This is a genomic window from Oceanobacter sp. ABM4_470 (assembly GCF_056158645.1).
The window spans coordinates 3,618,495-3,644,979 of sequence record NZ_JBSWTR010000001.1 but is presented as its reverse complement, the minus strand read 5'-3'; the positions used below and the strand labels follow the sequence as shown (position 1 = coordinate 3,644,979).

Below are 26,485 nucleotides of genomic sequence, written 5' to 3'. Positions count from 1 at the left end.
TCTGAAGTAATCCGAAGATTACAGGGAGTAGTACATGTCGAACTCTACTGGAGAGGTAGTGTGTTCCAGACGGTACACATCTTCCATCTTCAGGTCGATGTAAGCTTCGATCATGTCTTCAGTGAACACGCCACCTTCAGTCAGGAAGCCCATGTCGGCTTTCAGGCTTTCCAGCGCTTCACGCAGGGAGCCACAAACCTGAGGGATCTGAGCAGCTTCTTCAGCTGGCAGGTCGTACAGGTCTTTGTCAGCCGCATCGCCAGGGTGGATCTTGTTCTTAACGCCGTCCAGACCAGCCATCAGCATGGCAGCGAAGCACAGGTATGGGTTCGCCATTGGGTCAGGGAAACGTGCTTCGATACGCTTGCCTTTAGGGGAAGCAACGTAAGGAATACGGATAGAAGCGGAACGGTTACGGGCAGAGTATGCCAGCATCACTGGAGCTTCAAAGCCTGGGATCAGACGCTTGTAGCTGTTAGTGGATGGGTTGGTGAACGCGTTCAGGGCTTTAGCGTGCTTGATGATACCGCCGATGTAGTACAGGGCAGTTTCAGACAGGCCAGCGTAGCCGTCGCCAGCGAACTGGTTTTCGCCGTCTTTCCAGAAGGACTGGTGAACGTGCATACCGGAACCGTTGTCGCCAACGATTGGCTTAGGCATGAAGGTAGCAGTCTTGCCGTATGCAGCAGCAACGTTGTGAACAACGTACTTCAGCATCTGCACTTCGTCAGCTTTCTTAACCAGAGTGTTGAACTTAACGCCGATTTCGTTCTGACCAGCGTTAGCCACTTCGTGGTGGTGGACTTCTACGTCCAGACCAATCGCTTCCATGGTGTTACACATGGCAGCACGGATGTCGTGGTGAGAGTCAACTGGTGGAACCGGGAAGTAACCGCCTTTAACGCGTGGACGGTGACCCAGGTTGCCGCCTTCTACTTTGGAAGCAGTGGCCCATGCACCTTCGTCAGAGTTGATCTTGCTGAAAGAACCCTGCATGTCCTGACCCCAACGTACGTCGTCGAACATGAAGAATTCTGGCTCAGGACCGAAGAAAGCAGTGTCGCCCAGACCAGTGGACTGCAGGAAGGCTTCAGCGCGCTTGGCAACGGAACGTGGGTCACGCTCGTAACCTTGCATGGTGCTTGGCTCGATGATGTCACAACGCAGAACCAGAGTAGCGTCTTCAGTGAACGGGTCCAGGAACGGAGTGGAATCGTCCGGCATCAGGATCATGTCAGACTCGTTGATACCTTTCCAACCAGCGATAGAAGAACCATCGAACATTTGGCCGGTTTCGAAGAACTCTTCATCAACGTAAGAAGCAGGGATGGAAACGTGCTGTTCCTTACCTTTGGTGTCGGTGAAACGCAAGTCAACCCACTTAACGTCGTTCTCTTTGATCAGATTCAGAGTGTTCTCTGACATTTTGTTATCTCCAGATGCAGGTTCAATTCCGATAAAGGGGTCCTACCCCGGTTTACCTTGCCCAACGATAGAGCAAGAGCCGTGCCACTCCATATCCGCCTTGCATCCGCGGAAATTCAGGCTATTCGGCAGCCCACCATTATCATTTTGCACTATATGGGTGCCAGATTACCTTTTATGCACCATATTGGTGCTCTATTTTTCAGATATCTGACTGCTCTTAGGCAGCGTGCCCATTATAGGTTCAAGCGCCTCATTTCAGGAATGGTAAGGCACAAAAATGGCGCTCCAGAACAAATTCAAATTGTCATGTAGTGAGCCGCGACTTCGGGTATAATCGCCCGCCAATTTGTACAAACTTTAACCAAGGCATATCAGTGTGATCGACAATTTAAGAAACATCGCCATCATTGCCCACGTTGACCATGGTAAAACCACACTGGTCGACAAGCTGCTGGAACAGTCCGGTACGCTGGATCGCAATCAGGGTGGCGAGCGAGTCATGGACTCGAACGACCAGGAAAAAGAACGTGGTATTACCATTCTGGCGAAGAACACCGCCATCAAATGGAATGACTACCGTATCAATATTGTCGACACCCCTGGGCACGCCGACTTTGGTGGCGAAGTTGAACGTGTTATGTCCATGGTTGATTCCGTGTGTCTGCTGGTTGATGCCGTTGACGGCCCAATGCCGCAGACCCGTTTCGTAACCCAGAAAGCATTTGAGCGTGGCCTGAAGCCGATCGTTGTTATCAACAAGATCGACCGCCCGGGTGCTCGCCCTGATTGGGTTATGGATGAAATCTTCGATCTGTTCGACCGCCTTGGCGCCACCGAAGAACAGCTCGACTTCCCGGTTATCTACGCCTCCGCTCTGAACGGTATTGCCGGCGACGACCCAGAGAACATGGCTGACGATATGTCTCCACTGTTCCAGATGATCGTTGACCACGTTGAAGCGCCTGCCGTTGAAATCGACGGTCCTTTCCAGATGCAGGTATCTGCACTGGACTACGACAGCTTCGTTGGCGTTATTGGTGTTGGCCGTATTACCCGCGGCAAGCTGAAACCAGGCACTGACATCCAGCTGATCACCCGCGAAGGCAATGTTCGTAAGGGCCGTATCCAGCAGGTGAAAGGTTTCCACGGCCTGAACCGTGTTGATGTTGCTGAAGCGACCGCTGGTGACATCGTTTGTATCTCCGGTATCGACGGCCTGAACATCTCCGACACCCTGTGTGCCGTGGGCAGTGTTGAAGCCCTGCCAGCTCTGAGCGTGGACGAGCCAACCGTTTCCATGACCTTCCAGGTGAACGACTCTCCGTTCGCTGGTAAAGAAGGCAAGTTCGTTACTTCCCGCAACATCAAGGACCGTCTGGATCAGGAACTGATCCACAACGTGGCCCTGCGTGTTGAGCAAGGCGAAACCCCTGAGAAATTCAAGGTATCCGGCCGTGGTGAACTTCACCTGTCGGTACTGATCGAGACCATGCGCCGTGAAGGCTTCGAAATGGCCATCGGTAAGCCTGAAGTGGTTCAGAAAGAAGTCGACGGTGAACTGCAAGAGCCATACGAGCAGGTCATGATCGACGTTGAAGAAGAACATCAGGGTTCGATCATGGAAGAGATGGGCAACCGTCGTGCTGAAATGACCAACATGATCCCGGATGGCAAAGGCCGTATTCGTCTGGAATTCATGGCACCTGCCCGTGGTCTGATTGGCTTCCGTGGCCTGTTCCTGACCCTGACCTCAGGCTCCGGTATTCTGACCAGCGTGTTCGATCACTACGGTCCGGTACAAGCCAGCCTGGGTTCTACCCGTCACAACGGCGTACTGGTTTCCATGACTCCAGGTAAGGCACTGGCATACGCCCTGTTCACCTTGCAGGATCGTGGTCGTCTGTTCATCGGTCCTCAGACCGAAGTCTACGAAGGCATGATCGTCGGCCTGCACAGCCGTGATAACGACCTGGTGGTTAACCCGACCAAGGCCAAGCAGCTGACCAACGTCCGTGCTTCCGGCACCGACGAAGCCCTGACCCTGACGCCACCAACCCGTCACACGCTGGAACAGGCTCTGGAATTCATCGAAGACGATGAATTGGTGGAAGTAACGCCGGAAAGCATCCGTCTGCGCAAGAAGCTGCTGACTGAGACCGAGCGTAAGCGTTCCAAGCCGAAAAAATCCTGATGACATCCGCGCCAATATGGCGCACTGGATGAAACCGTTAAACCGCCGCTCCGGAGTTCCGGGCGGTGGTTTTTTATTGCCCGAAAATCATCAATAGTGGAAAAATCCAATTAATAGATATACCACCTCATAAATTAATGAAACGAACCTTTAATAAATATAATTGTCATTTACATATTGTATGACAATCCAAATATAAACATTCACACAATATACAAGAACCTCTGTTCATATTATCGAAAGTCCAACTTATATTTACACTAAAAAACAATATATTTGCCAATACGGCGATGTTCTCCTAATATCAACTTGCAGATTCAATGGGACGACTGATGGCACTTATTCTGGGTACATACGGTTTTAGTCCGTATGAGCGAAAACTGATACAAGAACAGCTCAAGGTTATTGATTCCAAAGTGGCTTGCCAGTGGATGTACGCTGGCGAGACGACGGAGGCTGCCTTGCTGTTGGCAAAGAAGCCGTGTCACAAAGGCACCCAGGCGGTTCAGGTTCGTTTATATAAACCGGTCGACAAGAATTCCGAATCGCGCCAAACACACTATATAGACGCAGAATGGCCACTGCGGATATTCGGCTTATTGGATATCGTTCAGCAAACCGAAAAGATTATTAATAATAATTCTGCTGCCCAGTCCGGCACGGCCACCACCAATGAGACCGCAGCCCTGATTAAAAAGCTGACGGCACTCAAATCCGGCAACGCCATATACCAGTTAAACAACCAACTGCTGGCAGCCCTGACAGAAGAAAACCGACGCACCTTTATATATTCGCGCTTGCCGGTCAGCGCCCTTGGTGATGCCCTGCGTAAGAACAAACACATTGAAATCGGCAACGCTGTCGACAACGCTACCCAGCTGCCACACAAGTACCCGCTGATCGCTTTGCTGTGGGATCTGGAGCTGGAAGCCGACTTGCCCGCCAGTGACCTGTCTCAGTGGGAGCAGCGCCGTTACAGCCTTGGTCAGTGGCCGGATTTCAAGTGGTTGCGCACCGGTGATAATGTACTGCGCCTGAGTGCTGCCTTTACCAAACGCCCACTGTCCATTCAGGAAGCGGCTACGCTGTTAAAGATTGAACCCGGTGCTGTTATCCGGTTTCTGAAAGCCTGCACCACCGTTGGGCTGCGTATCACGGACACCCGCATACGCGGCGCACAGGCGCGTTTGGCGGCCAGCCCTAATGAACAGCAAGGTAAACAGCTTTCGTTGCTGTCGAGCCTTCGCAAACGACTCAAGATGGCGTTCTCATAATGCAGATACAAAACAAGGTGCTCTTCATCGGTCCTATGGGTGCGGGTAAAACCACCGCAATCCAGACGCTCAGCGACGATGTTGCTGCCAGCACCGAGGTACAGAACTCCAACAAGGAAATGTTCAACAAGGAAACCACCACCGTTGCCATGGACTACGGTGCCATTCAGTTGGACGACAACCAGCGCATTCATTTGTACGGAATCCCCGGCCAGAAACACTTTGAACCTGTCTGGCCTGTGGTGGCCAAAGGGGCCATTGGTGCGATCCTGCTGGTCAACGCATCACAACCCAACTGGCAGCAGGACACCCTGTACTTCATCAAGGCGTTCGACATGCTGGCCAAAAGCAACAGCATTCTGGTGGCTGCCAATCGCATCACCGATGAACAACATGACGAACTGGCCGAGCTGCTCGACCAGCAAGGTTACTGCTTGCCACTACTGACCACCGATCCACGCTTTCACGACGAGCTGGTACTGGCCCTTAACATTCTGATCGCCAATCTGGAAATTGAGATATCCATCGATGACTGATTCATCCAACCCGTTGAACTCCAACACCCTCAAGGCAGCATTCCGCGAGGCGTTGAAATCAGCCACCAAGGGCAGCAGCGGCATGGAGTTTCTGCTGATGGCCACATCCGACGGCTATGCCCTGTGCGACACCATCAGCGATGGCAGCAACATCAACCGTGACAGCCTGGCTGCCATGGCCGCCTCGTTTGCCGGCATCAGCGATGGTCTGGCCAGCCAATCCAACAAACCCGCTGCCAATGGCAGCATCATTGAAACCAATGCGGGTTTGCTGGTGTGCAAACAACTCAAGAGCAATCGCCATGAAGTGGTATTACTGGGTGCTTTTGAACAATCAACCAACCACGGCATTGCGCTGTGGTCACTCAACAAGGTGGTCAGCGACGTGCTGGCGATCCTCGAAAACTACAATTAAATCCCGTGAGGTAAACACACATGGCAAACATCAATGAAACCCTGAGCAAACTGCTGGAAATCGACGGCGCCGAAGCCGCCGCCGTGGTTGACCACAGCAGCGGCATGTTGCTGGGTTCTGCCGGTAGCGGCATGGACATGGAAATTGCTGCAGCAGGTAACACCGAAGTGGTTCGTTCCAAGCTGAAAACCATCGATATGCTGGGCCTGAACCAGGACATCGACGATATCCTGATCACCCTGACCGACCACTACCACCTGATTCGCCCAATGAGCACCGACCGTAGCCTGTTCATTTACTACGTGCTGTCCAACAGCAAGGCGAACCTGGCTCTGGCCCGTCGCGCACTGAAGTCTGCGGAAGAAAACCTCAGCATCTGATCGCCAACGGCCATACACCGTTACGGGGACGGCGCGGCCTGATGCCGCGTCGTTAACCGCCGTCAGGGCGCCGCTGACGACTTTTTCACCGTCCAGATAACCCTGCCCAGCAAACGATCATAGCTTTGCAAACCCATCGCCTGTGGCGAGTCGCTCATACTCGAATCCCCCCGCAGCCAGACCCCGTCCGGCTCACACGCCTGTATCCGCTTTACAATCAATCCCAGCTCGGCATGTCGAACCAGCACACACTGACCCGGCCGATAGCCTCGTACCGGCCAGCGTAGCGCCCAAACAAAATCGCCGGGCATCAAGCCCGGCGACATGCTGAGTCCGGAGACTCTGGCGACCTTCAGCATCAGGCTTCCGGCGTCAGCTGTGGGTAAACCACAACCTCTTCTGGCAGATACGGGCACTTGGCACGGAAGGTAGAAACACCTTTGGTGGCCCAGAAGATTTCGGCAAACTCGTTCACCAGCTCCAACAATTTCATGGCGTCGTCGCGGTTGATTTCCTGCTTGGCCTTGGACGCTGCCAGCATGATTTTATGCGTCAGCTCATGCAGTTGCGGGAATTGATCCAGTTGCGGCTGCTTGATGTAGTCGCCCCAGATCACACGAATCTCTTCTTTCACAACCAGACCGTGAGCTTCTTTTTCCTTCACCAGGCGGCTGACCTTGGCGATGGTGTTGACGTTCAGCTCGGCAGACTTCAGCTCTTCCAGCAGGTCGACCATACGGATCACAGTCAATGCCGCGATCTGGGCAGTGGACGGATCGTAGATTTTGCAAGGAATGTCGCAGTGAGCAGCAGCTTCTTCAAAGCCCAGCGAGGTATCCAGTTTTGACATCAGCGTGTGCAGCATGACTTATTTCTCCTCGTTGGATTTACGGCTGGCCAGACGGGAACGAACGAACCAGGCACCAGTGGCCAGAACGGCAACGATGGCAACCGCGGTGATGGCGTGAACGGAACCGCTCATCCAGTGACCGTGGTCGTGACCAGGGTGAGCCAGTGCCAGGGATGGCAGCAGCGCAGAACCTGCAAGCAATGCGTTTTTCATCAGTGAAATCCTTTGGGTGAAGGTGAAGTCGATCGTGTTTTGTCGGCACCACCGCTGAGCGAAGCTGCTGCTGACGGCGACAGTGCCGCGTCGGCAGGCAAGTCTTCAAACTGACGCAACAGCGCCAGCGTTTCCTGTCGCAGCATCAGCGCCTCAACCCCTTCCAGAGCCAACTGCAACGCCTGGCGGTGATGACCCAACGCCTGCAAATACTGATGCTCCAGAAACGCCCGTCGTCCTTGTCCGGCTGCGGCTTTCCAATCCATACTGGCACCTCAACAAAGCATAATGCGAAACATTATCATTAAGACCTGCAAGAGTTAAGCTTCTTTTGTCAGTCATTAACGCGACGTGCTTCCATGACCCAAAAGAGGGATGACCCGAAGAGGGGGGATAAAAGCAAAGCCTCTAACGATCGTTATAAACCTCCCACTCGCCTTCCTCCCGGACAAACAGCAAACCGGACAAACCATGGTTGTCCGGGGCGCTATAGCCCGCCAGCTCTGCCCGCAAGGCATCCACTGCATCATGATCACTGGCCGCCACGTACCAGAGTTCATCACGGTGTGGCACCGCGACCACCAGTTCGTCTCCTGCTTGCTGTTCAAGCTGGTTCCATAACTCCGGATACAGCAACGCCGATGCCATCAAATGGTTGTCACAGCTCAGCGCCGTGATGGCGCCATGCTGGCCCTGACGAATGGTCCGCAATGCCGCCAGCGCGTTACGTTCCGCCTGCGTTGCCAAAGACGCCTGCGTCAGCTGACGATCGAGACCAAACTGGCACAAGCTGGCCGGACTAACGGCAATGCGATCGCTGTCGCGGTCCATCGCCCAGGTCAGAATCAGGTCGCCTACCAGAGGCTGCGACCATGGCAACGACTCCGACGACGCACCCAACTCTTGCAGCAAGGACTGCTGATAGGCGGTGGTTTTGATCACCGGCAGCACACTCTCTGGCGATAGCGCGGGCTGTTCAGCGGTGGGTTCCGTACCAGCAGCCGTTTCAGAGCGAGTCTGTGCGGCCATGGTGTCGGCAACACTCTTGGCAAAAGCGGGCTGCTCGGCCGCAATCAGGTTGCTGCCCAGCCAACCACGGTCGAGCGCCAGATACAGCACATATTCCAGCCCCAGAAAGCCGGCGAAGACCAGCACCGCAATGTGGCTGAATTTCAGTCCCAACTGCTCCAGTCCGGTCCAGACGGCGTACACCGCCAACAGCAACACCAGACACACAGCGGCCATCACCGCACGGTTGGGATGAATTTTCTGCGGGCAACCGCCACAAGGCATGGAGAAAGGATTAAGCGCCATCACCATGGTCTGGAAATCCAGCGGTGTGCCACATTGGGGGCATTTTCGATGAGACATGAAGGTGTTCCGAATGGGGGCCGATCAGATACGTTTGGCCGGATACTGCTCCAGCTCGGCCAACTCGTCAGAGATATCCATCAGCTTGCTTTGCAGCACCGCTTCGGCATCGCGCAAGCCCTGATTATAAAAAGCCGTCGCGATATCCCGGCCAATAAAGTCGAGTAAAAACTCCGCTTCAAAGCTACCGAGATCGCGGTCCAACTCATCGCTGAAATAGCGTTTCAGTCGCTGAATCAGCTCCGCCCGGTCGGCAGTGCTCAATTGAATGGTCATGAAGTCGTTTCCTTACAAAACGTCCTGGCTGAAACAAAAACGGCCAGTTGCTACTGGCCGTTTGGGGGTCAGCTGGGTCTGACAGCTCAGGCAGCAGCGCCAGCATCCTTCAGAATGGCGGCGTAATCCGCGCCTTTGGCATGCTGGCTAACGGTAGCCAGAATGGTCTCACCGTTGCGGTTGGTGGCGTTCAGATCGTGGCCCTTGGTCTTGAACAGCTCAACGTAATCGGCAAAGGTCGCCGGCACCATATGACGGTAAGCACGGATCACAGACACGTAATCCGCTGAGTCGCCATCGTAGCTGTTGACGTTCAGGAACATGCTCAACTGCGCTTCCGTCCAGTCGCCACCAAATACTTTTTCTTTGTCTTTCTTTTGCATGGACTCTCTCCTTGCCGGACGCTGCGTTGGCAGCGTCGTGGGGTTAATCAGATAGTTCTGCTCAGGAAACCTTACGGTACTTCATATCCCAAACACCGTGACCCTTGTTTTCACCACGCTTTTCAAACTTGGTGTAAGGACGGTCGGACGGGCGTTCAACGCACTGGCCCGGACCTGCGATGTTTTCGTAGCCTTCTTCCGCGTCCATCACTTCGAGCATATGCTCCATGTAGTTTTCCCAGTCGGTGGCCATATGGAAAATGCCGCCCGGCTTGAGGATACGACGCAGAGTCTGGGCAAATTCAGACTGAACAATACGACGCTTGTGGTGCTTCTTCTTGTGCCATGGGTCCGGGAAGAACAACTGCACAGTGTCGATGCTTGCATCCGGAATACGCTTCAGCACTTCGATGGCATCGTCTTTGGAGACGCGCAGGTTTTCAATGCCCGCTTCGTCCGCCAGATTCAGCGCCGAGCCCACGCCCGGCAGATGTACTTCAACGCCGAAGTAGTTTTTCTCGGGGGCAGTTTCAGCCATTTTCACCAGCGACTGACCCATGCCGAAGCCGATTTCCAGCACCGTGTGAGCATCACGACCAAACAGCTCGGTTGGCACGATGGCACCGTCGGTCAGTTCCACGCCCCATTCATCCCACTTGCGCTCCAACGCCAGTTCCTGGCCCTTGGTCAGACGACCGGCACGAATCACAAAGCTCTTGATACCACGACGGTATACCGGCTTGTCGGCGGCGCTGGCCTGATCGGCAGGCACCGTATCGGACAGCTGTTCGGTGTTTTGATCGTCCGTGGTGATGTCTTGTTGATCCTTCGCGGATTCGTGTTCTGTCACGTGTTTTGACCCAAATAACTTGTTTAAGAATTCTGTTGCCGAGGCAGTTGGCGCGCAGCCAGCAGCACACATACCCAGCCAGCCAACCAGCTGGTGCCACCAAACGGCGTAATGATGCCCAGTGGGCGAATACCGGTTATGGTCAGCAGATACAAACTGCCGCTGAACAGCAGCAAGCCAATGATCATCAGCCAGCTCGCACGGCTTAACCAGGTTGCCACTGCGGCCTGACGGTTAACCGCCTGCCAGACACCCAGCCCCAGTAATACCGTCGCATGCACCAAATGGTACTGCACTCCGGTCTGATAGACCTTGAGCATATCCGCCGATACCAGATTCTTCAGCCCATGGGCACCAAAAGCCCCCAGTGCAACGGCAAGAAAGCCAGCAATGGCAGCGATCATCAGAGTGGTACGGGCGTGCATAGAAAATTCCGTGGCGAATATGTCGGACACAAGCGACGCATTATAAAGCAGTCACCTGTCAGGAACAGACCCTTGCTCTGATGACACTGCCCAAATTCGGCCCATTGCAGTAAAGTGAGCCTTTGTTAATAATCGTTACTATTTACCATGAAAACATCCCTATTGGTGGCCGCCCTCGCCACTCTCACCACAACCGCTCTGCTAGCTAACTGGCTAGACAGCGATGGCGAAGACATTCCCTCATCGGATGCCGAACTGGTGATCAGCGGGCCGTTTGAAATGGTCAGTCAGGACCCGTCCGAAGCGGGTTATGTGTTCACCCGTATGCAGGTGCTGGAAACCTTGGTGGACGTTTCCAGCCATGGCGAACTGCAATCCGGACTGGCGACCGATTGGCAGTACTCCGACGACCTCACCGAGTGGCGCTTTCAGATTCGCCCGAACGTCCGCTTTCATGACGGCACACCGATGACGCTGGCAAGCGTGGTTAACAGTCTGCGCATTGCCCACCAGAAACCCGGGCCATTGAATGGTTTGCCGATTGAGTCCATCAATGCCTCGGCGGCGACCAATGAGCTGGTGATCACGCTCAGCGAGCCTTATCGGCCAATGGCCGCCGTGCTGGCCAATTACTCCACCGCCATTCTGGCACCAGCGTCCTATCAGGGCGACGACCACCACGTCGAACAGGTGATTGCCACCGGTCCTTATCAGGTTGCTGAACTGAGCTTGCCGCACCGGCTGCAAACCCGGCGCTTTGATGGCTACTGGGGTGCAAAACCAGCCATTGCCAGCGCCGACTACATCACCGGCCACCGCTCGGAAACCCGTGCCCTGATGCTGCAAAACGGCCAGGCCGACATCGTCTACAACCTCGACCCGGCCAGCATGGACATGCTCAGCCATAGCGAAGGCGTACACGTCAGCAGCGTGGCGATTCCACGCACCATTGCCATCAAACTGAACACCGCCTTGCCGTTACTGACCCACGTTGAAGGTCGCCGGGCACTGAGTCTGGCGATCGACCGAGAGGGCATCGCCATGGGCATCTTGCGGGTACCCGGCAGTGCCGCCAACCAACTGTTCGGCCCGGCCATGGGCGACTGGTACAACCCTAACCTGCCGCAGCCACAACGCGATCTGACCACCGCCAACCAGCTGCTCGACCAGCTTGGTTTCAGCTGGCCTGCGGGCAGCCAATTCCGCCTGTTTGAAGGCAAACCGCTGCAACTGGACATGGTGACATACGCCAACCGCCCGGAGCTGATCACCATTGCCACCGCCATTCAGGCCCAGTGGGCCGATATTGGCGTGCAAGTGAACGTGCTGGTCGATAACTCCAGTGCAATTCCTGCCGGTCATCACAGTGGCGAGCTGCAAACCGCGCTGATGGCGCGCAACTTTGCCTCGGTGCCGGACACACTCAGTGTGATGTTAAAAGACTTTGCCGATGCCAATGGCGGCGACTGGGGGCCAATGAACTGGGATTACCCACCGCTGTTTGCGCTGCTGCAACAGATGAAGACCGAACAAGACCCGAGCCCGTTCCACCAGCAAGCGCAACAGGCTGCGGCCATGCTGGCGACGCAACTGCCCATGATCCCGGTGACCTTCTATCAGCAGCAAACCGGCATCAGCGACCGGGTGCAAGGCTTCCGCTTTGATCCTTACGAACGCTCATTCCATATCAGCGACATGCAGCTGCAAGCCGAGCCGCAGCCATGATGCCCGCAGCCGCCATCCGTAACCTGCTGCTGCGTCGTTTGCTGCAACTGCTGTTGATGGCCTGGGCCATTGGCACCATTACCTTTGTGCTGGTGCGCAGCCTGCCCGGCGATATGGCTTACCGGATTGCCGCCGAACGCTACGGCGACGACGCCATTACCACCGCCGCTGCAGCCTCGGTGCGACAGGAGCTGGGGCTGGATGTACCGGCCTGGCAGCACTATCTGAACTGGCTGCTGGAACTGGTGCAACTGAATCTGGGTAACAGTCTGGTCAGTGGTGATCCGGTGATTCACAACCTGCAACACCAACTCAGCTACACCCTTGCACTGGTGTTTGCCGGGCTATTGGTCTCGCTGCTGCTGGCCATTCCGATTGGCTTGTTGGCGGGCTTCAAGGCCAACCGCGGCGCTGACCATCTGAGCTTGCTGGCCTCGACCCTGATCCGGGCGCAGCCGGTGTTCAGCGTCGGCCTGCTGCTGATTTTCCTGCTAGCCATGAACATCCAATGGCTGCCGGTGGCGGGCTTTGGGGAACTGAAGCACCTGATATTGCCCGCCCTGACGTTGGGCATCTGCATGGCCGCAGTATCCAGCCGCATCATTCGTAACAGCACCGTCGACGTCACCCGCTCGGCCTATTACCAGTTTGCCCAGGTCAAGGGGCTGAGCCGCTGGCACACTTTTGTGCAACACGGCGTGCGCAATATTTCGATGCCGGTGGTGGCCTATCTGGGAATTCAGACCGTGATGCTGATCGAAGGCGTGATCATGATCGAAAGCCTGTTCGCCTGGCCCGGCATTGGCCACGCGCTGTCACACGCCATTTTCTCTCGTGACGTGCCCATGATTCAGGGGGCCGCGCTGCTGATGGGCATGCTGTTTGTGGCGATCAATGCACTGGTCGATGCCATTTGCCTGTGGCTGGACCCACGTTTGCAACTTTCTGCCAGCACATCCAGCAGCACTTCGCCCATCAACTCCACCAGCAAAAAAACGGCACAGGAGGCCAGCTTGTGAAGCTTATCAACACGCTCACTCGCCGCCAATGGCTCGGCGCAGCCATTCTGCTGACGCTGGTACTGTTTGCCGTGCTGGAGGGCCTGTTTGGCAGTGCCGACCCGGCCCGCCAACAGTTGATGAACCGCTTTCTCGCGCCCTCGGACGAACACTGGTTAGGCACCGATCAGTTTGGCCGCAGTAATCTGGCCCGCATGGGCGAAGCGGTGCGGCTGTCGCTGCTGCTGGCCGTTATGTGTGTGGTCACCGCCGCCAGTCTGGGCATTGGCCTCGGGGTTGTTGCGGGCTGGCGCGGCGGCTGGACCGACAAGGCACTGAATTTTCTGGTCACCACCGTACTGGCACTGCCGGGGCTGGTGCTGGTGCTGCTGTTTGCCGCCATCGTGCCGGGCTCGTTTGTAATGCTGTACGTCGGCATCGCCATCACCTTGTGGGTGGAGTATTTCCGACTGGTGCGGGCCATTACCCAACAGCGCATGCAAAGCCCGCAATTGCAGGCCTCCAGTATGCTTGGCTTTGGCCGCTGGTATCTGTTCAAACGCCATATCTGGCCGGGACTGGCCAGTCAGGTGTTCACCCTGATGGCCTTTGGTGCTGCCTCTGCGGTGCTGGCAATGGCCGCCACCGGCTTTGTTTATGTTGGTCTAAAACCACCGACAGCGGAACTGGGGCTGATGATCGTTGAACTGTTCCCCTATTACGCCGAAGCCCCTTGGGTGCTGGCACAACCGCTTGTTGCCCTGTTTCTGCTGATTCTGGGCTGCAACCTGCTGGCGAGTAAGCCGTCATGACCCCATTGATCGATGTTTCTGGCCTCACCATTCGAGCGGCTGATCAAACTCTGATGCAACCGCTCGAACTGACGCTGCACACAGGTCGTCCGTTAACTATTCTGGGAGAAACCGGCTCCGGCAAAAGCCTGCTGGCGCAAGCCATCATGGGACTGCTGCCCGATGGTTTGCACAGCGATGGCGACGTTTGTATCCAGGGCCAGCGCCTGAACACCAGTGAACGGCAGGCACTGTGGGGCAAGCAGCTGGCGATGCTGCCGCAGGAGCCCGCCCGTGCGCTGGACCCCACCATGGTGTCACAACAGCAAGTCAGCGAAGTACACCAACTGGTGCTGCACCACACGCCAGAGCAAAGCCAACAGCACAGTGCTGAAAGCTTACAGTCGTTAGGGCTGGCCGATGACGGCAACAAGATTCCCTCACAGCTGTCCGGTGGTATGGCGCAACGGTTGGCGTTCGCCGCTGCGACCGCCGCTGGAGCACAGATTGTGCTGGCCGACGAACCCACCAAAGGGCTCGATGCCAGCCGCCGTAACGATGTTTGCCGACTGCTGCGCCAACACATCGAACAGTCGCCAGAGCGCCACGGCCTGCTGACCATTACCCACGATGTCGACGTTGCCCGTCAGCTTGGCGGCGACATCATCGTGATGCGCAAGGGTGAGATTCTGGAACGCGGCAGCGCCGAGCAGGTGCTGATCAATCCAACCTCGGACTACGCCCGCCAGTTGATTGCCGCCGCACCGTCGAACTGGCCCACCGGCTTGTTTGAACAACCAGTGCCAGCCCCTTCGAAGCTGTTGTTTAAAACCCGAGGGCTGGGCAAGCAACGGGGCGGCCGTCAGCTGTTCGAGAGCCTGAACCTGCAACTCGCCGAAGGTGAAATCCTCGGTTTGTGTGGCGACAGTGGCAGCGGCAAAAGCACCCTTGGCGATGTGCTGTTGGGGCTGGTCAGTGCCGATGCGGGCGACATTCACTGGCACACCCGAGTCAAACGCTGGCAAAAGCTGAAGCTGTATCAGCAACCACCAGCGGCGTTCGCCGATGGTTTGGCGCTGGGTCAGCTGATCGACGACGTGATTCAACTGCATGGCCTCGAGCACCAGCAGGTCGATCCATTGCTTGAAGCGCTGTCGCTGGACGCCAGCCTGCTTGAACGGCCGTCAAACGAAGTCAGTGGCGGCGAGCTGCAACGCATCGCACTGCTACGCGCACTGTTGATGCGCCCCAAGCTGCTGATTGCCGACGAGCCGACCTCCAGACTCGACCCCGTCACCGCCCGCGACGTCACCGTACTGATGACCCGCGCCCTACGCGCCGCCCATTGCAGTGCGGTCTTTATCAGCCACGACCTCGACCAGCTGCGCCACAGCTGCGACCGGGTATTGCAACTGAGCGAAGGCCAGCTACACCCGGTTGGCTAGCGCCTGGCCAGGATCACGAACTGGCAGAGAATTCCCGCTGCTTGTTATCATGCGGCGACCTGAAAATGAGGCACCCAAGTGAAATACAACGACCTGCGTGACTTTATCGACCAGCTGGAGAAGCAAGGCGAACTGGTTCGCGTCAGCCATCCGGTTGATCCGCATCTGGAAATGACCGAAATAGCCGACCGCACCCTGCGTGCTGGCGGCCCGGCGCTGCTATTTGAAAACCCGGTAACCAAAGACGGCCAGCGCTATGACATGCCGGTACTGGCTAACCTGTTCGGCACCCCCAAGCGCGTGGCACTGGGCATGGGCGAAGACTCGGTCGAGGCGCTGCGAGAAGTCGGCAAGCTGCTGGCCTTTCTGAAAGAGCCGGAGCCACCAAAGGGCATGAAAGACGCCTGGAATCAGCTGCCGATCTTCAAGAAAGTGCTGACCATGGGGCCCAAAGAAGTCCGCAAGGCGCCGTGCCAGCAGGTGGTAATTGAAGGCGACGATGTCGATCTGGGCAAAATTCCGGTGATGCACTGCTGGCCGGGAGACGCCGCACCACTGATCACCTGGCCTTTGGTGATCACCAAGGGGCCTCACAAAGAACGTCATAATCTTGGTATTTACCGTCAGCAGGTGATCGGCAAGAACCGCATCATCATGCGCTGGCTCAGCCACCGTGGCGGCGCGATTGATTTTCTGGAATGGCAGAAAGCCAATCCGGGCAAGCCATTCCCGGTAACCGTGGCACTGGGTGCCGACCCGGCGACCATTCTGGGCGCAGTAACGCCGGTGCCGGATACGCTCAGCGAATACGCTTTCGCAGGCCTGCTGCGCGACAGCAAAACCGAGCTGGTGAAAAGCATCGGCAACGACCTGCTGGTTCCGGCTTCCGCTGAGATCGTACTGGAAGGGGTGATTCACCCGGACGACATGGCACCGGAAGGGCCGTACGGCGACCATACCGGTTACTACAACGAAATCGACAACTTCCCGGTGTTCACGGTGGAACGTATTACCCACCGCAAGGACCCGATTTACCACAGCACCTACACCGGCCGTCCACCCGATGAGCCAGCGGTACTGGGCGTGGCACTGAACGAAGTGTTTGTGCCGATTCTGCAGAAGCAGTTTCCGGAAATCGTCGACTTCTACCTGCCGCCGGAAGGCTGCTCCTATCGTTTGGCGATTGTCAGCATGAAGAAGCAATACGCCGGTCACGCCAAGCGCGTGATGATGGGCGTGTGGTCATTCCTGCGTCAGTTTATGTACACCAAGTTCGTGATCGTCGTCGACGACGATGTAAACACCCGCGACTGGAAAGACGTGATCTGGGCCATCACCACCCGTATGGACCCGGCCCGCGACACCACGCTGGTTGAAAACACCCCGATCGACTACCTCGACTTTGCCTCGCCGGTTTCCGGCCTTGGCTCGAAGATGGGGATGGACGCCACCAACAAGTGGCCGGGGGAAACCACTCGCGAATGGGGCACGCCGATCGTGAAAGATGAAGGCGTGGTCAGCCATGTTGACGAGATCTGGGACCAGCTGGGTATTCAACTGCCGGAAAACGGCGGCAATATTTAAGCGGGGCGCGCAGCCTCTGAGGTCTGAGGTCTGAGGTCTGAGGTCTGAGGTCTGAGGTCTGAGGTCTGAGGTCTGAGGTCTGGCCAATATTGTGGAAGGGGCTTGCTCTCGATAAACCACCGACAGCAAACCTCCCCCCACAGCTTTGTTGGGCGTGGCCCAACCTGCAATCGGACCACGCCGCATCAGGCATCTGACTTCAGACGTCCGACTGGCACGACCAACTCCGGAAACCACCATGCCCCAAATCCATTTCCTCCCCGCCGATATCACCATCCCCTGCGAGCCAGACCAAACCATCATGGCAGCAGCCAAAGCCGCAGGTATCAAGATGAAAGTGGCCTGCAAAAACGGCATTTGTGAGGTCTGCAAAGCGGATTTGCGACAAGGAACCGTCCGTTTCAGCAATCCCATCGGCGAGCACGTACTTGAGAAAAAGAATCAGGTACTATGTTGCGTAGCCATACCGACCACGGATACCGAAATTTTTATGTCGAACGTCAAACACCCGGACGACAAGCCACAGGTAGAGCTGGGCTTTCAGATTCAGTCCGTTACCCAGGCCAATGAAGAAGTCGTCATCGTTGATCTGCTGGCACCCGCTGGCAAGTCGCTGGATTTCCTGCCAGGCCAATACCTGATGTTGCACGTCGAGCTGGATGGCGAAGCCAAACAGCTGCCGTATTCTATCGCCAGCGCCCCAGGCAGCCTGACCGGTGGCGACGAGCGTGCGCTGCAACTGCACATTGCCAACGCCAGTGACACTGCCGCCAAGGTCATCGAATTCCTGCAAAGCCAACCAGTGGTCACCGCCACACTGCCAATGGGCGATTGCTTTGTATCAGCCACAAAACTGGAAGAATTCGGCGACAAGCCATTACTGCTGATTTGTGCAGGCACCGGCTTTGCCCAGATCAAGGCGTTGGCAGAAGGGATTCTGGCACTGAAGCCAGAACAGGAGTTGCATCTGTACTGGTCCAACCGTCATGGCGGTGGTTTCTACCTGAACCAGCTGCCGTTTGAATGGGTAAAGCAGCACAGCAATGTGCACTTCCACCCGATTCTGGAGCAAGCAGTGGAAGACTGGGATGGCCGTGCGGGATGGATTTACGAAGTTATCCAAAGCGACTTCAGTGACCTGTCCGGCATTCACGCTTACGCCTGTGGTTCTCCCAACATGGTGTTCGGCACCCTCGACCAGCTGGAGCCACTGGGCTTGTCCGAGGCCAACCTGCACTCCGACGTATTTGCCTGGGCAACTCGTCCAACCAAAGGCTGATGACTCAACCATTGATTCCTGTTAGTAAATAATTATAACCTCCAGTGGCTCTGAAGATCTTCAGCGCCACTTCTTTTATGTAAACTTTCACCTCTCCCCTCTTTAAGCCTGACAAATCTGCTCAGGGATTAACCCAAAAATCGTTTCCCCGTCATTAATATCCGTAAATTGATAACCACCTCATACTAATTAATGCATTTTATTCATCAATCATAATCCCGCCGAAATGTGGTGTTGGCACCCTTGGTTAATTACAATATTATACATAGAAAATAAGAATTATTATCATTTAAACCAGATTAAGGGGTCTCTCCATGCAACAGTTCGGTCGTCTTTGTATGCAGTACGTCAGGTCGATGATGAAAAAGCTTCCGCTCATCACTTGTGCAGTACTGGGCAGCCAAATGGTTCTTGCCGATACCGTAAAACTCGGTCTTATTCATCCGACTACAGGTCGCTACCAGCAACAAGGCTTTGATATGGCACAGGGTGCCATTCTTGCTATCGAGGAGATCAATGCCGAAGGCGGTATACTTGGTCGTCCGGTCGAACTGTTGACTGAAAATACCGCCACTAAAGTGGATCAGGGTGCCGAGGCCGTTCAGGCACTGATTGATCAGCAAGCCGATGTACTGTTTGGTGCCGCTTCAAGCGACGTTGCCATTGCTGCAGGTCGCACTGCTGCCCGCAACGACAAGTTATTCTTCGCCGCCCTCAGCTACGCCAACGAAACCACCGGCAGCGCTGGACATCGTCACATTTTCCGCGAGCCAGCCAGTGCCTGGATGACCGCCCGCGCGCTGTCTTTTTACCTCAATCAAAACCTCAAGAATCAGCGCATTTTCTATCTGACTGCGGATTACAGCTGGGGTCATTCAATGGAAGAGTCTATCCGTCGCTTTACCGATACGACGGACAAACAAACTCATCCATTTGCTTCCGTTCCTTACCCGCGTCCACGCCATGCCGAGATTGAAAATGCCCTGATCCAGGCAGATGAGTCCGGTGCCGATGTACTGATGCTGACCCAGTTCGGCGAAGACATGGTTACTGCGCTGCAAATCGCTGCAGAGATGGGCCTGAAAGAACGCATGGAAATCGTGGTACCCAACCTGACAATGAACATGGCTGCCAGCGCTGGTGCCGGTTTGATGGAAGGCATTGTGGGTACCGTACCCTGGGCATGGGAAATCCCGTTCGAATTCGGCTACAAGCGCGGCCAGGACTTCGTTGAAAACTACGTTGCACGCTTTGAACAGTACCCGGACAGCCCTGCTGCATCTGCCTACGGCATCGTCTACCAAATCAAGGAAGCTGCCGAGAAAGCCGGCAACCTGGATACAGAACAGCTGATCCGCGCTTTGGAAGATCATAGCTACTCGGCTCTTAAGGAACCGCAAAAATGGCGTGCGTTCGATCACCAGAACATCCAGTCTGTGTACGTCGTTCGCTGCAAGCCATGGGATGAGGTGATGAAATCACCATTACGTTCCAACTACTTTGATGTGGTTCTGAGCCTGCCCGGCAGCATCAGTGCCCGCACCGAAGACGAGTGGAAAACCGACCGTATGGAAGCAGGCCAACCAACCCGCCTGTAACTATTCAGCAAGCCTCTGGTTATTCAGAGGGTCCTTAAGGGGACATCTATTTAATCCTGCACGGCTCTCGGCTCGGGCTTCCTGCTTCGCCCTACCTCCTGCATCCATGCAGTCGTGCGCGAGCGTTGCCATTGTTCAGGGCAAGGCGACGAATGCAGCGGAATGACGAACCTGTCCGGCCGAGTCTTTCCAAGTTCGTCAACACCGCACTGGGCGACGGCAACCCGCGCCCTGCGGGGGCTTCCGGTTGATCTCGACTCTGTGTCGCCGACTTTTGACGTGACCCGTCAGGCCTACAAGTCGGCTTCGTGATTCGAAACCATCCGGCAGCCCAGAGTGAGCACCGGATTAAATAGATGTCCCCTTAACATTAAAGGCCGTTCGCCTGCTGGTGAGCGGCCTTTAATGTTTCTGCCGCACTCCCCTGAGCAATGACTCAATATTCCCGGCCAAACAGCCACAAATGGTTGATATCCAGCCAACTCTACTGACACACTGTCGCCATCCCTGTATCTGCCTCCCTGCAAGGGTGGCTTGCGTCTGTACTCAAAAACCAGCCCTGATCACTGGCCAAAAACAGCTCAGTCCAGTAGTTGAATACAGACACCAGCCGCAGTGCCACAGCGATTTCTGCAAACTTTTGTCATATCCGTGGTCACAGGCTGTGATACAACACGTTTCTGCTGCTTTTAATACTATCAATTCAATACCAAGGAGTTTCTGTGGATTGGCTTAAAGAAATGACCTCGCTTTCGACCGAGGAAATCTGGGCGAACTATCTGCTGCCGTGGGGCACCCAGATTGTCATGGCTCTGGTGGTGTTCTTCGTTGGCCGCCTGCTGGCCAAACTGATCCTGAAAGGTGTGACCGGCGCCATGGGGCGCGCCAAGGTAGACCCGATCCTGACCAACTTCATCAGCACCGTACTGGGTTCGCTGTTGCTGGTTCTGGTCATTGTTATCTCGCTGTCACAGCTGGGCCTCGAAACCGCGTCGCTGATTACATTGCTGGGTGCCGCCGGTCTGGCCGTTGGTCTGGCACTGAAGGATTCACTGTCGCACTTCGCTGCTGGCGTAATGTTGATTCTGTTCCGCCCATTCAAGGTCGGTGACTACGTTGAAGTGGATGGCGTTGCCGGCTCCGTCGACAAGATCACCATTTTCAGCACCCGTCTGAAAACCCCGGATAACCGCGTGGTGACCGTGCCAAACTCCAACGTGTTTGGTAACACCATGACCAACTACTCGGAAGAAGCGACCCGTCGTCTCGACCTGGTGGTGGGTATTTCCTACGGTTCCGACCTGCTCAAGGCCAAGCGCTTGCTGCAGGAAATGCTGGCCACCGACGAGCGCGTACTGAAAGACCCGGAGTACCGCGTTGCCGTAAACGAGCTGGCCGATTCCTCGGTGAACTTTATTGTTCGTCCGTGGGTAAAAGCCTCCGACTACTGGGCCCTGAAGTGGGACCTGACCGAGAAAGTGAAACTGAAGTTCGACGAAGAAGGCATCGAAATTCCGTTCCCACAAATGGATGTGCACCTGCACAAGGAAGCCGAAGACAAGGCATAACAGCGACTCTCTTCTGCCGCCGAGCGGTCACTGCATCATAAGAAAACGGGCACCTGCGAGTGCCCGTTTTTGTTGCGGCGTCATCACGCCGCGTTTTGCGCCAACACGAGCGACTGCTGGCGGACAGTAGCCAATATTCCCCAAACGCAACCAGCGTATCAGACCAAAGCCCCACTGCATTGGTCGCAAAATCGGCAGATCATGTCTTATATAAAAATAACAAGAAAGGAAATCGATATGCTGAAACCATCTGGATTCCTGCTGCTGCCGCTGCTGGCCCTGAGCCTGATTGCAGAGGCCGTCGAGCCCATCAAGCTGGGCCTTAATTACCCTTCCACAGGGCGCTACAAAGAGCAGGGCATTGCCCAGGCTCGCGGTGCCTTGATGGCCATTGAAGAGATCAACGCCGCCGGCGGAGTGCTGGGACGGCCCTGGACTTGCTGACCGCCAACACCGCGTCCAAACCGGACAAGGCCGTCGACAACGTCCGTGATCTTGCTTCCAAGGGCGCGGCCATGCTGTTTGGCGGTGCTTCCAGTGCGGTGGCCATTGCCGCTGGCAAGGAAGCAGCCAAACAAAAGCTGATTTACTTTGGCACTTTAACCTACGCTAACGAAACCACCGACGAAGAAGGTCACCGGCACATGTTCCGGGAAACCTACAACGCCTGGATGGCAGCCAAGGCACTGGCGTTTTATTTAACGCCGAGCCTGGCCGATAAAAAGGTCTTTTATATGACGGCCGACTACAGCTGGGGTCACTCGGTGGAGTCGTCGCTGCGCACCTTTACCAATACCGCAGATACCCAGGCCCATCCAGCCATGACGGTGCCTTTCCCACGGCCACGTCAGGCCGATATTGAAGCCGCACTGGAAGCCGCCGAGCGTTCTGGCGCCGATGTGCTGATGCTGATCCAGTTTGGTGACGATATGGCGACCGCGCTGAAGCTGGCCTACCGCATGGGCCTGAAAGACCGCATGCAAATTGTGGTGCCCAACCTCACGCTCGGCATGGCGCAATCCGCCGGTGCCGGGGTGATGGAAGGTGTGGTCGGGGCGGTGCCCTGGAGCTGGCAGGTACCGTTTGTTTACGGTTATTCCAAGGGTCAGGAGTTCGTCAAAAACTTCAGCACCCGCTACCGCACCTACCCGTCCAGTTCGGCCGCATCGGCCTACAGCATCGTCTATCAGTTCCGTGATGCCGCAGAGCGAGCCGGCAGCCTCGATACCAACAAGCTGATTGCGGCGTTGGAAAACCACAGTTACACCGCCCTGAAAGACCCACAAACCTGGCGCGACTTTGATCACCAGAACGTGCAATCGGTGTATGTGGTGCGGGGTAAAGCGAGAAACGAGGTGCTGAAAGACACCTTCAAGGAAGATTTTTTCGAAATCCTGCTGAATATTCCCGGCTCGGTGGCGGTGAAGACCCGCGCCGAGTGGGAGCAAACCCGCAAGGCTGCGGGCAAGCCATTGGTATTGCAATAAAACCACCAGCGCCGCCGAAAACCGTCACTGACGGCGGCGCTTCACCGGCCCTCAGTCGAGAGTCGCCAATGCCTGCTGGAAGTAACGGCTGGCACCAACATGATCCTGCTCCTGCACCAGCAACTTGCCCATCTCGGCGTTCAGCTCCGGCAGACTTTTCAGACGCAAACCGGTTTGCAGGAATTCCCGCGCACGCTCCGGTTGTTCCTGTTTGTTGGCCAGACGAGCCAGCACCAACAACAGCACCGGGTCATTCGGACGCCCGGTAAGCTGTTTTTCGGCAAACAGAAAACGACGGCTGACATCGGCACCGTGGAGGTTGCCATAGGCCTGTACCAGGTCATCGCGCCAAACGTGCGTCAGCGCGTGACGCAGGTCGGCTTCGGCCATTTCATCCTCACCAAGATCGTGCAGCGCAGTAACGTAGCGCATCAGAATATCGGCGTTGTAACGGCAGTGACGAGGCATGCCCTTGTACAGCTTCTGGATCGCCGCCGCCGGTTGTTTCGACTGGCTGCTGCGGGCGGTGCGGTCGATCAGTTGCAGATACACTTTCTGCTCCAGCTCACGCAGCTTGTCTTGCGGTACCTTGCCCGCTTTGCCAATCACCGGCAGCAATTCGTGCAGCGCAACCCAATCTTCGAGGTCCTGATACAAGCGCACCAGCAGCTTCAGCAAATAGGTGTGACGAGGGTATTTGTCACGCAGGTTCACCAGCACCGCCAGCGCCTGTTCGCGTTGGCCACGGGAAATCAGCAACTGGGCATGGGAAATCCCCACCGCCAGCTCTGCCCCACGGGTGCTCTTGTTGGCCGAGTTCAGCAGCTCGTCAGTGGCTTCGTGCTTGCCTTGCTCGTAGGCTGCCCGGGCGGCAGCCAGATAGTTGATCAGCGGCATGTCGGTATTGGCCGCACTGCGGGTCAGCAAGCGTTCAGCTCGTGCCCACTGGCCTTGGGCCAGCGACAGCAGACCACGAGTGGTCTGCTTGCGAGCACGGCTGGTTTTGCGATTGCGACGCCATTCGTTAAAGCGCCAATCCGACCCCAGCATCACCAGACTGAAGCGGAACAGGAAGTACATCACCAGTACAAACGCCGTCAGCAGCAGCAGGAACACCCACAGGCTGGTTTCAACCCGATACGGCCCCCAGCTCAGCAGTACGTAGCCGGAATCCTCACCACTCAGCGAGCCGAGCGTCAGGCCCACCACCATGGTGACAACAAAGAACAGCAGCCAACGCTTCATGGCTGACCTCCTGCATCCTGCTCAGCCGCCGGCAGCACCACTTCGGTCTGGGCCAGACGCTGGCGCAACAGGCGCAAGGAACCGCTGATGTCCGGTACTGCCGGGCTGACTTTCCAGCCCTGCAATTCGGTCACCAGCTGCTGCAAGGTGACGGTGGCAGCATCGTCCTGCGGCAAGGCGCGGCCGATCCATTCGGACACCCGTTTCAGGCTGCGGTCGTACAGGTTCTGATCACGGCGCAACATCGCCAGCTGGGCCTGTTCCAGCATCAAACGGGCGTTCTGTTGCAGGTAGTAGGATTGCTCGGGAGACAGCGGGATATCGACCGGCGTGTCTGTGCGACGAATCCGGATCGCCTGACCCAACCCCTCGCGTACTTCAAACCACAACTGGGCGTACCAGCTGCGCTCTTCATTGCTGGTCGTGTCCTCTGGCATGGTGGTCTCGAAACGAACATCCGGCATCCAGTTAATCTCGCCAAGGGTGTCCTGCATGGCCTGCAAGCGGCTCACAGCACCCACCCGATCAACGCCCGGCACCAGACGCAAGGACTGGATTTCGCGGGCGATTTCCATCCGCACGCCATCAAAGCCCGGGTTACGGGTTTCAGCCAGCACCTTGTCGGCAGCTTCCAGCATTGCCAGCGCACCGCTGACATCGCGCTCCAGATTCAGGCGCTGATTGCCCAACCGCAGCAGGTATTCGACTTCCGCCACCAGCCAATCCTGACGGTCGGAACCAGCCAGCTCGGCCAGGCGGGCGTCATTGTGGCGGGTCTGGCGAGACAGGGCTTCCAGCTCGTCGAGCAAGCGACGGTTATCGGCAGCCAACGCCTGGGCACGGCTACTGGCTTGCTGCTGGGCTGACAAGGCACCGTCCAGCTGGCGCTGGATACCTTCAAGTCGCTGCTGGCCAGCATTCACCTGCGCCAGCTGCTGCTGATTCATCCAGACGCTGTATCCGGCAACCAACAAGGCGACCAAAGCCAGCAACAGTGCCAACAGCACCAAGAAACCGCGGCCTTTCGATGGCGCTGTTTCAGAGGCCGGTTCAGACACTGCCTTATCGGCAGCCTGACGCTTTTTCGCCGCGGCTTTGGGAGCATCAGCAGTCGCCTTGTTATCCGCAGGGGAGCTGTCAGCCGTATCCGGTTTGCTGGCGGCGACGTCCTCGACGTCGGCCGATTCAATACTGAGCGACAGGGAAACGCTTTCCAGTTCGTCTGGAGCCTTGTCGGCCTTTTTCGAAGACGAGCCTGGTGTAGAGTTCGATGAAGGAGTACTCACGGTTGTCTTCGGGTCTGACTTCCGGTTTGAATTTGGCTTGCCGTTATCGTCCACGATTAACTTCCTGTGATCCGTTTGAAAAAACCGGGGAGAACCACCCGGCACAGCCCGCAAAACGGGCTGGTTCAGTTATCCGTTAAAGTGGCTTGCAAGGCAAGCCAGCATATCGTCATCGCGCGCACTGGCGGGCACCAGCACCTGCCGAAAGCCAAGCTCACGGGCTTGATCGGCCACTCGCTCACTTGGCAACACAATGCCGGCCAGCCGCTGTGGCAAGTCTGGCAATTGCGCCATCACGATGTCGAGGGCCTGACCACTGCTGAGCAGCAACCAGCTATCGCCCAGGTGTCCCAGCGCTTGTTGCCATTGAGCCGGACTGTATTGCTGTTCGACGCGCTCGTACAACTCGGCGTAATCCACCGTCGCACCCCGCTCACGCAGCACGGTGGCCAGCGTCTCGCGACCGCCGACACCCCGCCAGATGAGGATGCGTTGTTCCGCCACCGCCTGCAAGTCTGGCAGCGCCAGCAGGCCTTCACTGTCGTATCGGGAGTGCGGCAATTGCACGGTCAAACCCGCCTCACGCATGGGTTCGGCACTGGCCGGACCAACACCATACCAATGCACACCAATAGGAGGCTGAGGCCACAGTTCGTCGAGCAGGTCGAGGCCATGGCGAGCCGCATTGGCACTGATGGCAACGACGTGCTGATAGAGATCGAGGTCGAGCATGCGAGTGCGGCACAAGCGCGCTTCGGCGCTGCTGTCGGCAACGGCGCTGATGGCCATCAAGGGCATCGACGCCACCGAATGGCCGTTGGCTTGCAGCTGCTGCACCAGTGCCTCGCCCTGTCCCGCCGGGCGAGTGACAATCACATGGGCCACGG

The 26,485-nt window shown here is 56.5% G+C and carries 26 protein-coding genes and 1 pseudogene; 14 read left to right on the top strand and 13 right to left on the bottom strand.

The features are described from left to right. Positions 1-18 precede the first annotated feature (18 nt). A complete protein-coding gene (gene glnA, locus ACXADJ_RS16120) occupies positions 19-1,425 on the bottom strand; it encodes a glutamate--ammonia ligase (protein ID WP_028292041.1) in 1,407 nt (468 codons plus the stop codon). 379 nt (positions 1,426-1,804) lie between these two features. Here glnA and typA point away from each other — a divergent pair, with 379 nt between their 5' ends. From typA to ACXADJ_RS16095, 5 genes are all read left to right on the top strand, one after another. Beyond that, positions 1,805-3,619 (top strand): translational GTPase TypA, encoded by a 1,815-nt coding sequence (typA, locus tag ACXADJ_RS16115; protein WP_475067800.1) that lies wholly within the window; start codon positions 1,805-1,807, stop codon positions 3,617-3,619. A 332-nt stretch (positions 3,620-3,951) separates the two neighbouring features. Next, complete coding sequence (locus ACXADJ_RS16110) at positions 3,952-4,893, top strand: hypothetical protein (protein ID WP_028292043.1); 942 nt, start codon at positions 3,952-3,954, stop codon at positions 4,891-4,893. Beyond that, positions 4,893-5,429, top strand: coding sequence for a GTP-binding protein (locus tag ACXADJ_RS16105; protein WP_028292044.1), 537 nt, complete (start codon positions 4,893-4,895; stop codon positions 5,427-5,429). Before ACXADJ_RS16110 ends, ACXADJ_RS16105 begins: the two co-directional genes overlap by 1 nt. Beyond that, entirely contained in the window at positions 5,422-5,844 is a 423-nt protein-coding gene (locus ACXADJ_RS16100; RefSeq protein WP_028292045.1) for a roadblock/LC7 domain-containing protein, read from the top strand. Before ACXADJ_RS16105 ends, ACXADJ_RS16100 begins: the two co-directional genes overlap by 8 nt. Positions 5,845-5,864: 20 nt before the next feature. Then, the gene (locus ACXADJ_RS16095; RefSeq protein WP_028292046.1) at positions 5,865-6,224 is read left to right on the top strand and encodes a roadblock/LC7 domain-containing protein; all 360 of its coding nucleotides are present in this window, start codon (positions 5,865-5,867) and stop codon (positions 6,222-6,224) included. Positions 6,225-6,286: 62 nt separating this feature from the next. On the opposite strand, the gene ACXADJ_RS16090 is transcribed toward ACXADJ_RS16095, so the two are convergent. The 9 genes from ACXADJ_RS16090 to ACXADJ_RS16050 all read right to left on the bottom strand — a co-directional run bounded on the left by ACXADJ_RS16090 (position 6,287) and on the right by ACXADJ_RS16050 (position 10,592). Next, complete coding sequence (locus ACXADJ_RS16090) at positions 6,287-6,583, bottom strand: S24/S26 family peptidase (protein WP_475067794.1); 297 nt, start codon at positions 6,581-6,583, stop codon at positions 6,287-6,289. Further along, positions 6,583-7,089: a superoxide dismutase, Ni gene (sodN, locus tag ACXADJ_RS16085; RefSeq protein WP_475067792.1), complete on the bottom strand. Its 507-nt coding sequence runs from the start codon at positions 7,087-7,089 to the stop codon at positions 6,583-6,585. Before sodN ends, ACXADJ_RS16090 begins: the two co-directional genes overlap by 1 nt. A 3-nt stretch (positions 7,090-7,092) precedes the next feature. Beyond that, complete coding sequence (locus ACXADJ_RS16080; protein WP_036533733.1) at positions 7,093-7,287, bottom strand: hypothetical protein; 195 nt, start codon at positions 7,285-7,287, stop codon at positions 7,093-7,095. Then, entirely contained in the window at positions 7,287-7,553 is a 267-nt protein-coding gene (locus ACXADJ_RS16075; RefSeq protein WP_475067788.1) for a hypothetical protein, read from the bottom strand. The genes ACXADJ_RS16080 and ACXADJ_RS16075 overlap by 1 nt, the downstream gene beginning before the upstream one ends. A 142-nt stretch (positions 7,554-7,695) precedes the next feature. Further along, entirely contained in the window at positions 7,696-8,658 is a 963-nt protein-coding gene (locus tag ACXADJ_RS16070; protein ID WP_475067784.1) for a DUF1444 domain-containing protein, read from the bottom strand. A gap of 24 nt (positions 8,659-8,682) precedes the next feature. Further along, positions 8,683-8,934 carry a DUF2164 domain-containing protein gene (locus tag ACXADJ_RS16065; RefSeq protein ID WP_028292052.1) on the bottom strand — a complete coding sequence of 84 codons (252 nt, stop codon included), beginning with the start codon at positions 8,932-8,934 and terminating at the stop codon, positions 8,683-8,685. Positions 8,935-9,020: 86 nt separating this feature from the next. After that, a complete protein-coding gene (locus tag ACXADJ_RS16060) occupies positions 9,021-9,317 on the bottom strand; it encodes a PA4642 family protein (protein WP_475067782.1) in 297 nt (98 codons plus the stop codon). A 61-nt stretch (positions 9,318-9,378) separates the two neighbouring features. Then, complete coding sequence (gene trmB, locus ACXADJ_RS16055) at positions 9,379-10,101, bottom strand: tRNA (guanosine(46)-N7)-methyltransferase TrmB (protein ID WP_475068214.1); 723 nt, start codon at positions 10,099-10,101, stop codon at positions 9,379-9,381. An 89-nt stretch (positions 10,102-10,190) separates the two neighbouring features. Then, on the bottom strand, positions 10,191-10,592 hold the full coding sequence (locus ACXADJ_RS16050) for a DUF423 domain-containing protein (protein WP_475067779.1): 402 nt from the start codon (positions 10,590-10,592) through the stop codon (positions 10,191-10,193). A gap of 147 nt (positions 10,593-10,739) precedes the next feature. Between ACXADJ_RS16050 and ACXADJ_RS16045 the strand changes: the two genes are divergently transcribed. The 9 genes and pseudogenes from ACXADJ_RS16045 to ACXADJ_RS16005 all read left to right on the top strand — a co-directional run bounded on the left by ACXADJ_RS16045 (position 10,740) and on the right by ACXADJ_RS16005 (position 23,067). Then, positions 10,740-12,317: an ABC transporter substrate-binding protein gene (locus ACXADJ_RS16045; RefSeq protein ID WP_475067778.1), complete on the top strand. Its 1,578-nt coding sequence runs from the start codon at positions 10,740-10,742 to the stop codon at positions 12,315-12,317. Continuing rightward, positions 12,314-13,336, top strand: coding sequence for an ABC transporter permease (locus ACXADJ_RS16040; protein WP_475067776.1), 1,023 nt, complete (start codon positions 12,314-12,316; stop codon positions 13,334-13,336). Before ACXADJ_RS16045 ends, ACXADJ_RS16040 begins: the two co-directional genes overlap by 4 nt. Then, positions 13,333-14,127: an ABC transporter permease gene (locus tag ACXADJ_RS16035; protein WP_475067774.1), complete on the top strand. Its 795-nt coding sequence runs from the start codon at positions 13,333-13,335 to the stop codon at positions 14,125-14,127. Before ACXADJ_RS16040 ends, ACXADJ_RS16035 begins: the two co-directional genes overlap by 4 nt. Beyond that, on the top strand, positions 14,124-15,551 hold the full coding sequence (locus ACXADJ_RS16030) for an ABC transporter ATP-binding protein (RefSeq protein ID WP_475067772.1): 1,428 nt from the start codon (positions 14,124-14,126) through the stop codon (positions 15,549-15,551). Before ACXADJ_RS16035 ends, ACXADJ_RS16030 begins: the two co-directional genes overlap by 4 nt. A gap of 78 nt (positions 15,552-15,629) precedes the next feature. Next, positions 15,630-17,135 (top strand): 4-hydroxy-3-polyprenylbenzoate decarboxylase, encoded by a 1,506-nt coding sequence (gene ubiD, locus ACXADJ_RS16025; RefSeq protein ID WP_475067768.1) that lies wholly within the window; start codon positions 15,630-15,632, stop codon positions 17,133-17,135. 238 nt (positions 17,136-17,373) lie between these two features. Continuing rightward, entirely contained in the window at positions 17,374-18,414 is a 1,041-nt protein-coding gene (locus ACXADJ_RS16020; protein ID WP_475067764.1) for a 2Fe-2S iron-sulfur cluster-binding protein, read from the top strand. 356 nt (positions 18,415-18,770) lie between these two features. Continuing rightward, a complete protein-coding gene (locus tag ACXADJ_RS16015; protein ID WP_475067762.1) occupies positions 18,771-20,012 on the top strand; it encodes an ABC transporter substrate-binding protein in 1,242 nt (413 codons plus the stop codon). A gap of 722 nt (positions 20,013-20,734) precedes the next feature. After that, a complete protein-coding gene (locus ACXADJ_RS16010) occupies positions 20,735-21,580 on the top strand; it encodes a mechanosensitive ion channel family protein (protein ID WP_475067760.1) in 846 nt (281 codons plus the stop codon). Between the two features lie 201 nt (positions 21,581-21,781). Continuing rightward, positions 21,782-23,067 (top strand): annotated as a pseudogene (locus tag ACXADJ_RS16005) (ABC transporter substrate-binding protein). A 51-nt stretch (positions 23,068-23,118) separates the two neighbouring features. Here the strand turns inward: ACXADJ_RS16005 and ACXADJ_RS16000 are convergent. The 3 genes from ACXADJ_RS16000 to ACXADJ_RS15990 form a co-directional block, all read right to left on the bottom strand. Then, on the bottom strand, positions 23,119-24,312 hold the full coding sequence (locus ACXADJ_RS16000) for a heme biosynthesis HemY N-terminal domain-containing protein (protein ID WP_475067758.1): 1,194 nt from the start codon (positions 24,310-24,312) through the stop codon (positions 23,119-23,121). Beyond that, positions 24,309-25,598 carry a uroporphyrinogen-III C-methyltransferase gene (locus ACXADJ_RS15995; protein WP_475067756.1) on the bottom strand — a complete coding sequence of 430 codons (1,290 nt, stop codon included), beginning with the start codon at positions 25,596-25,598 and terminating at the stop codon, positions 24,309-24,311. The genes ACXADJ_RS16000 and ACXADJ_RS15995 overlap by 4 nt, the downstream gene beginning before the upstream one ends. A 129-nt stretch (positions 25,599-25,727) precedes the next feature. Further along, positions 25,728-26,483, bottom strand: a complete 756-nt coding sequence (locus ACXADJ_RS15990; RefSeq protein ID WP_475067754.1) for a uroporphyrinogen-III synthase — start codon at positions 26,481-26,483, stop codon at positions 25,728-25,730. Positions 26,484-26,485: the final 2 nt, after the last annotated feature.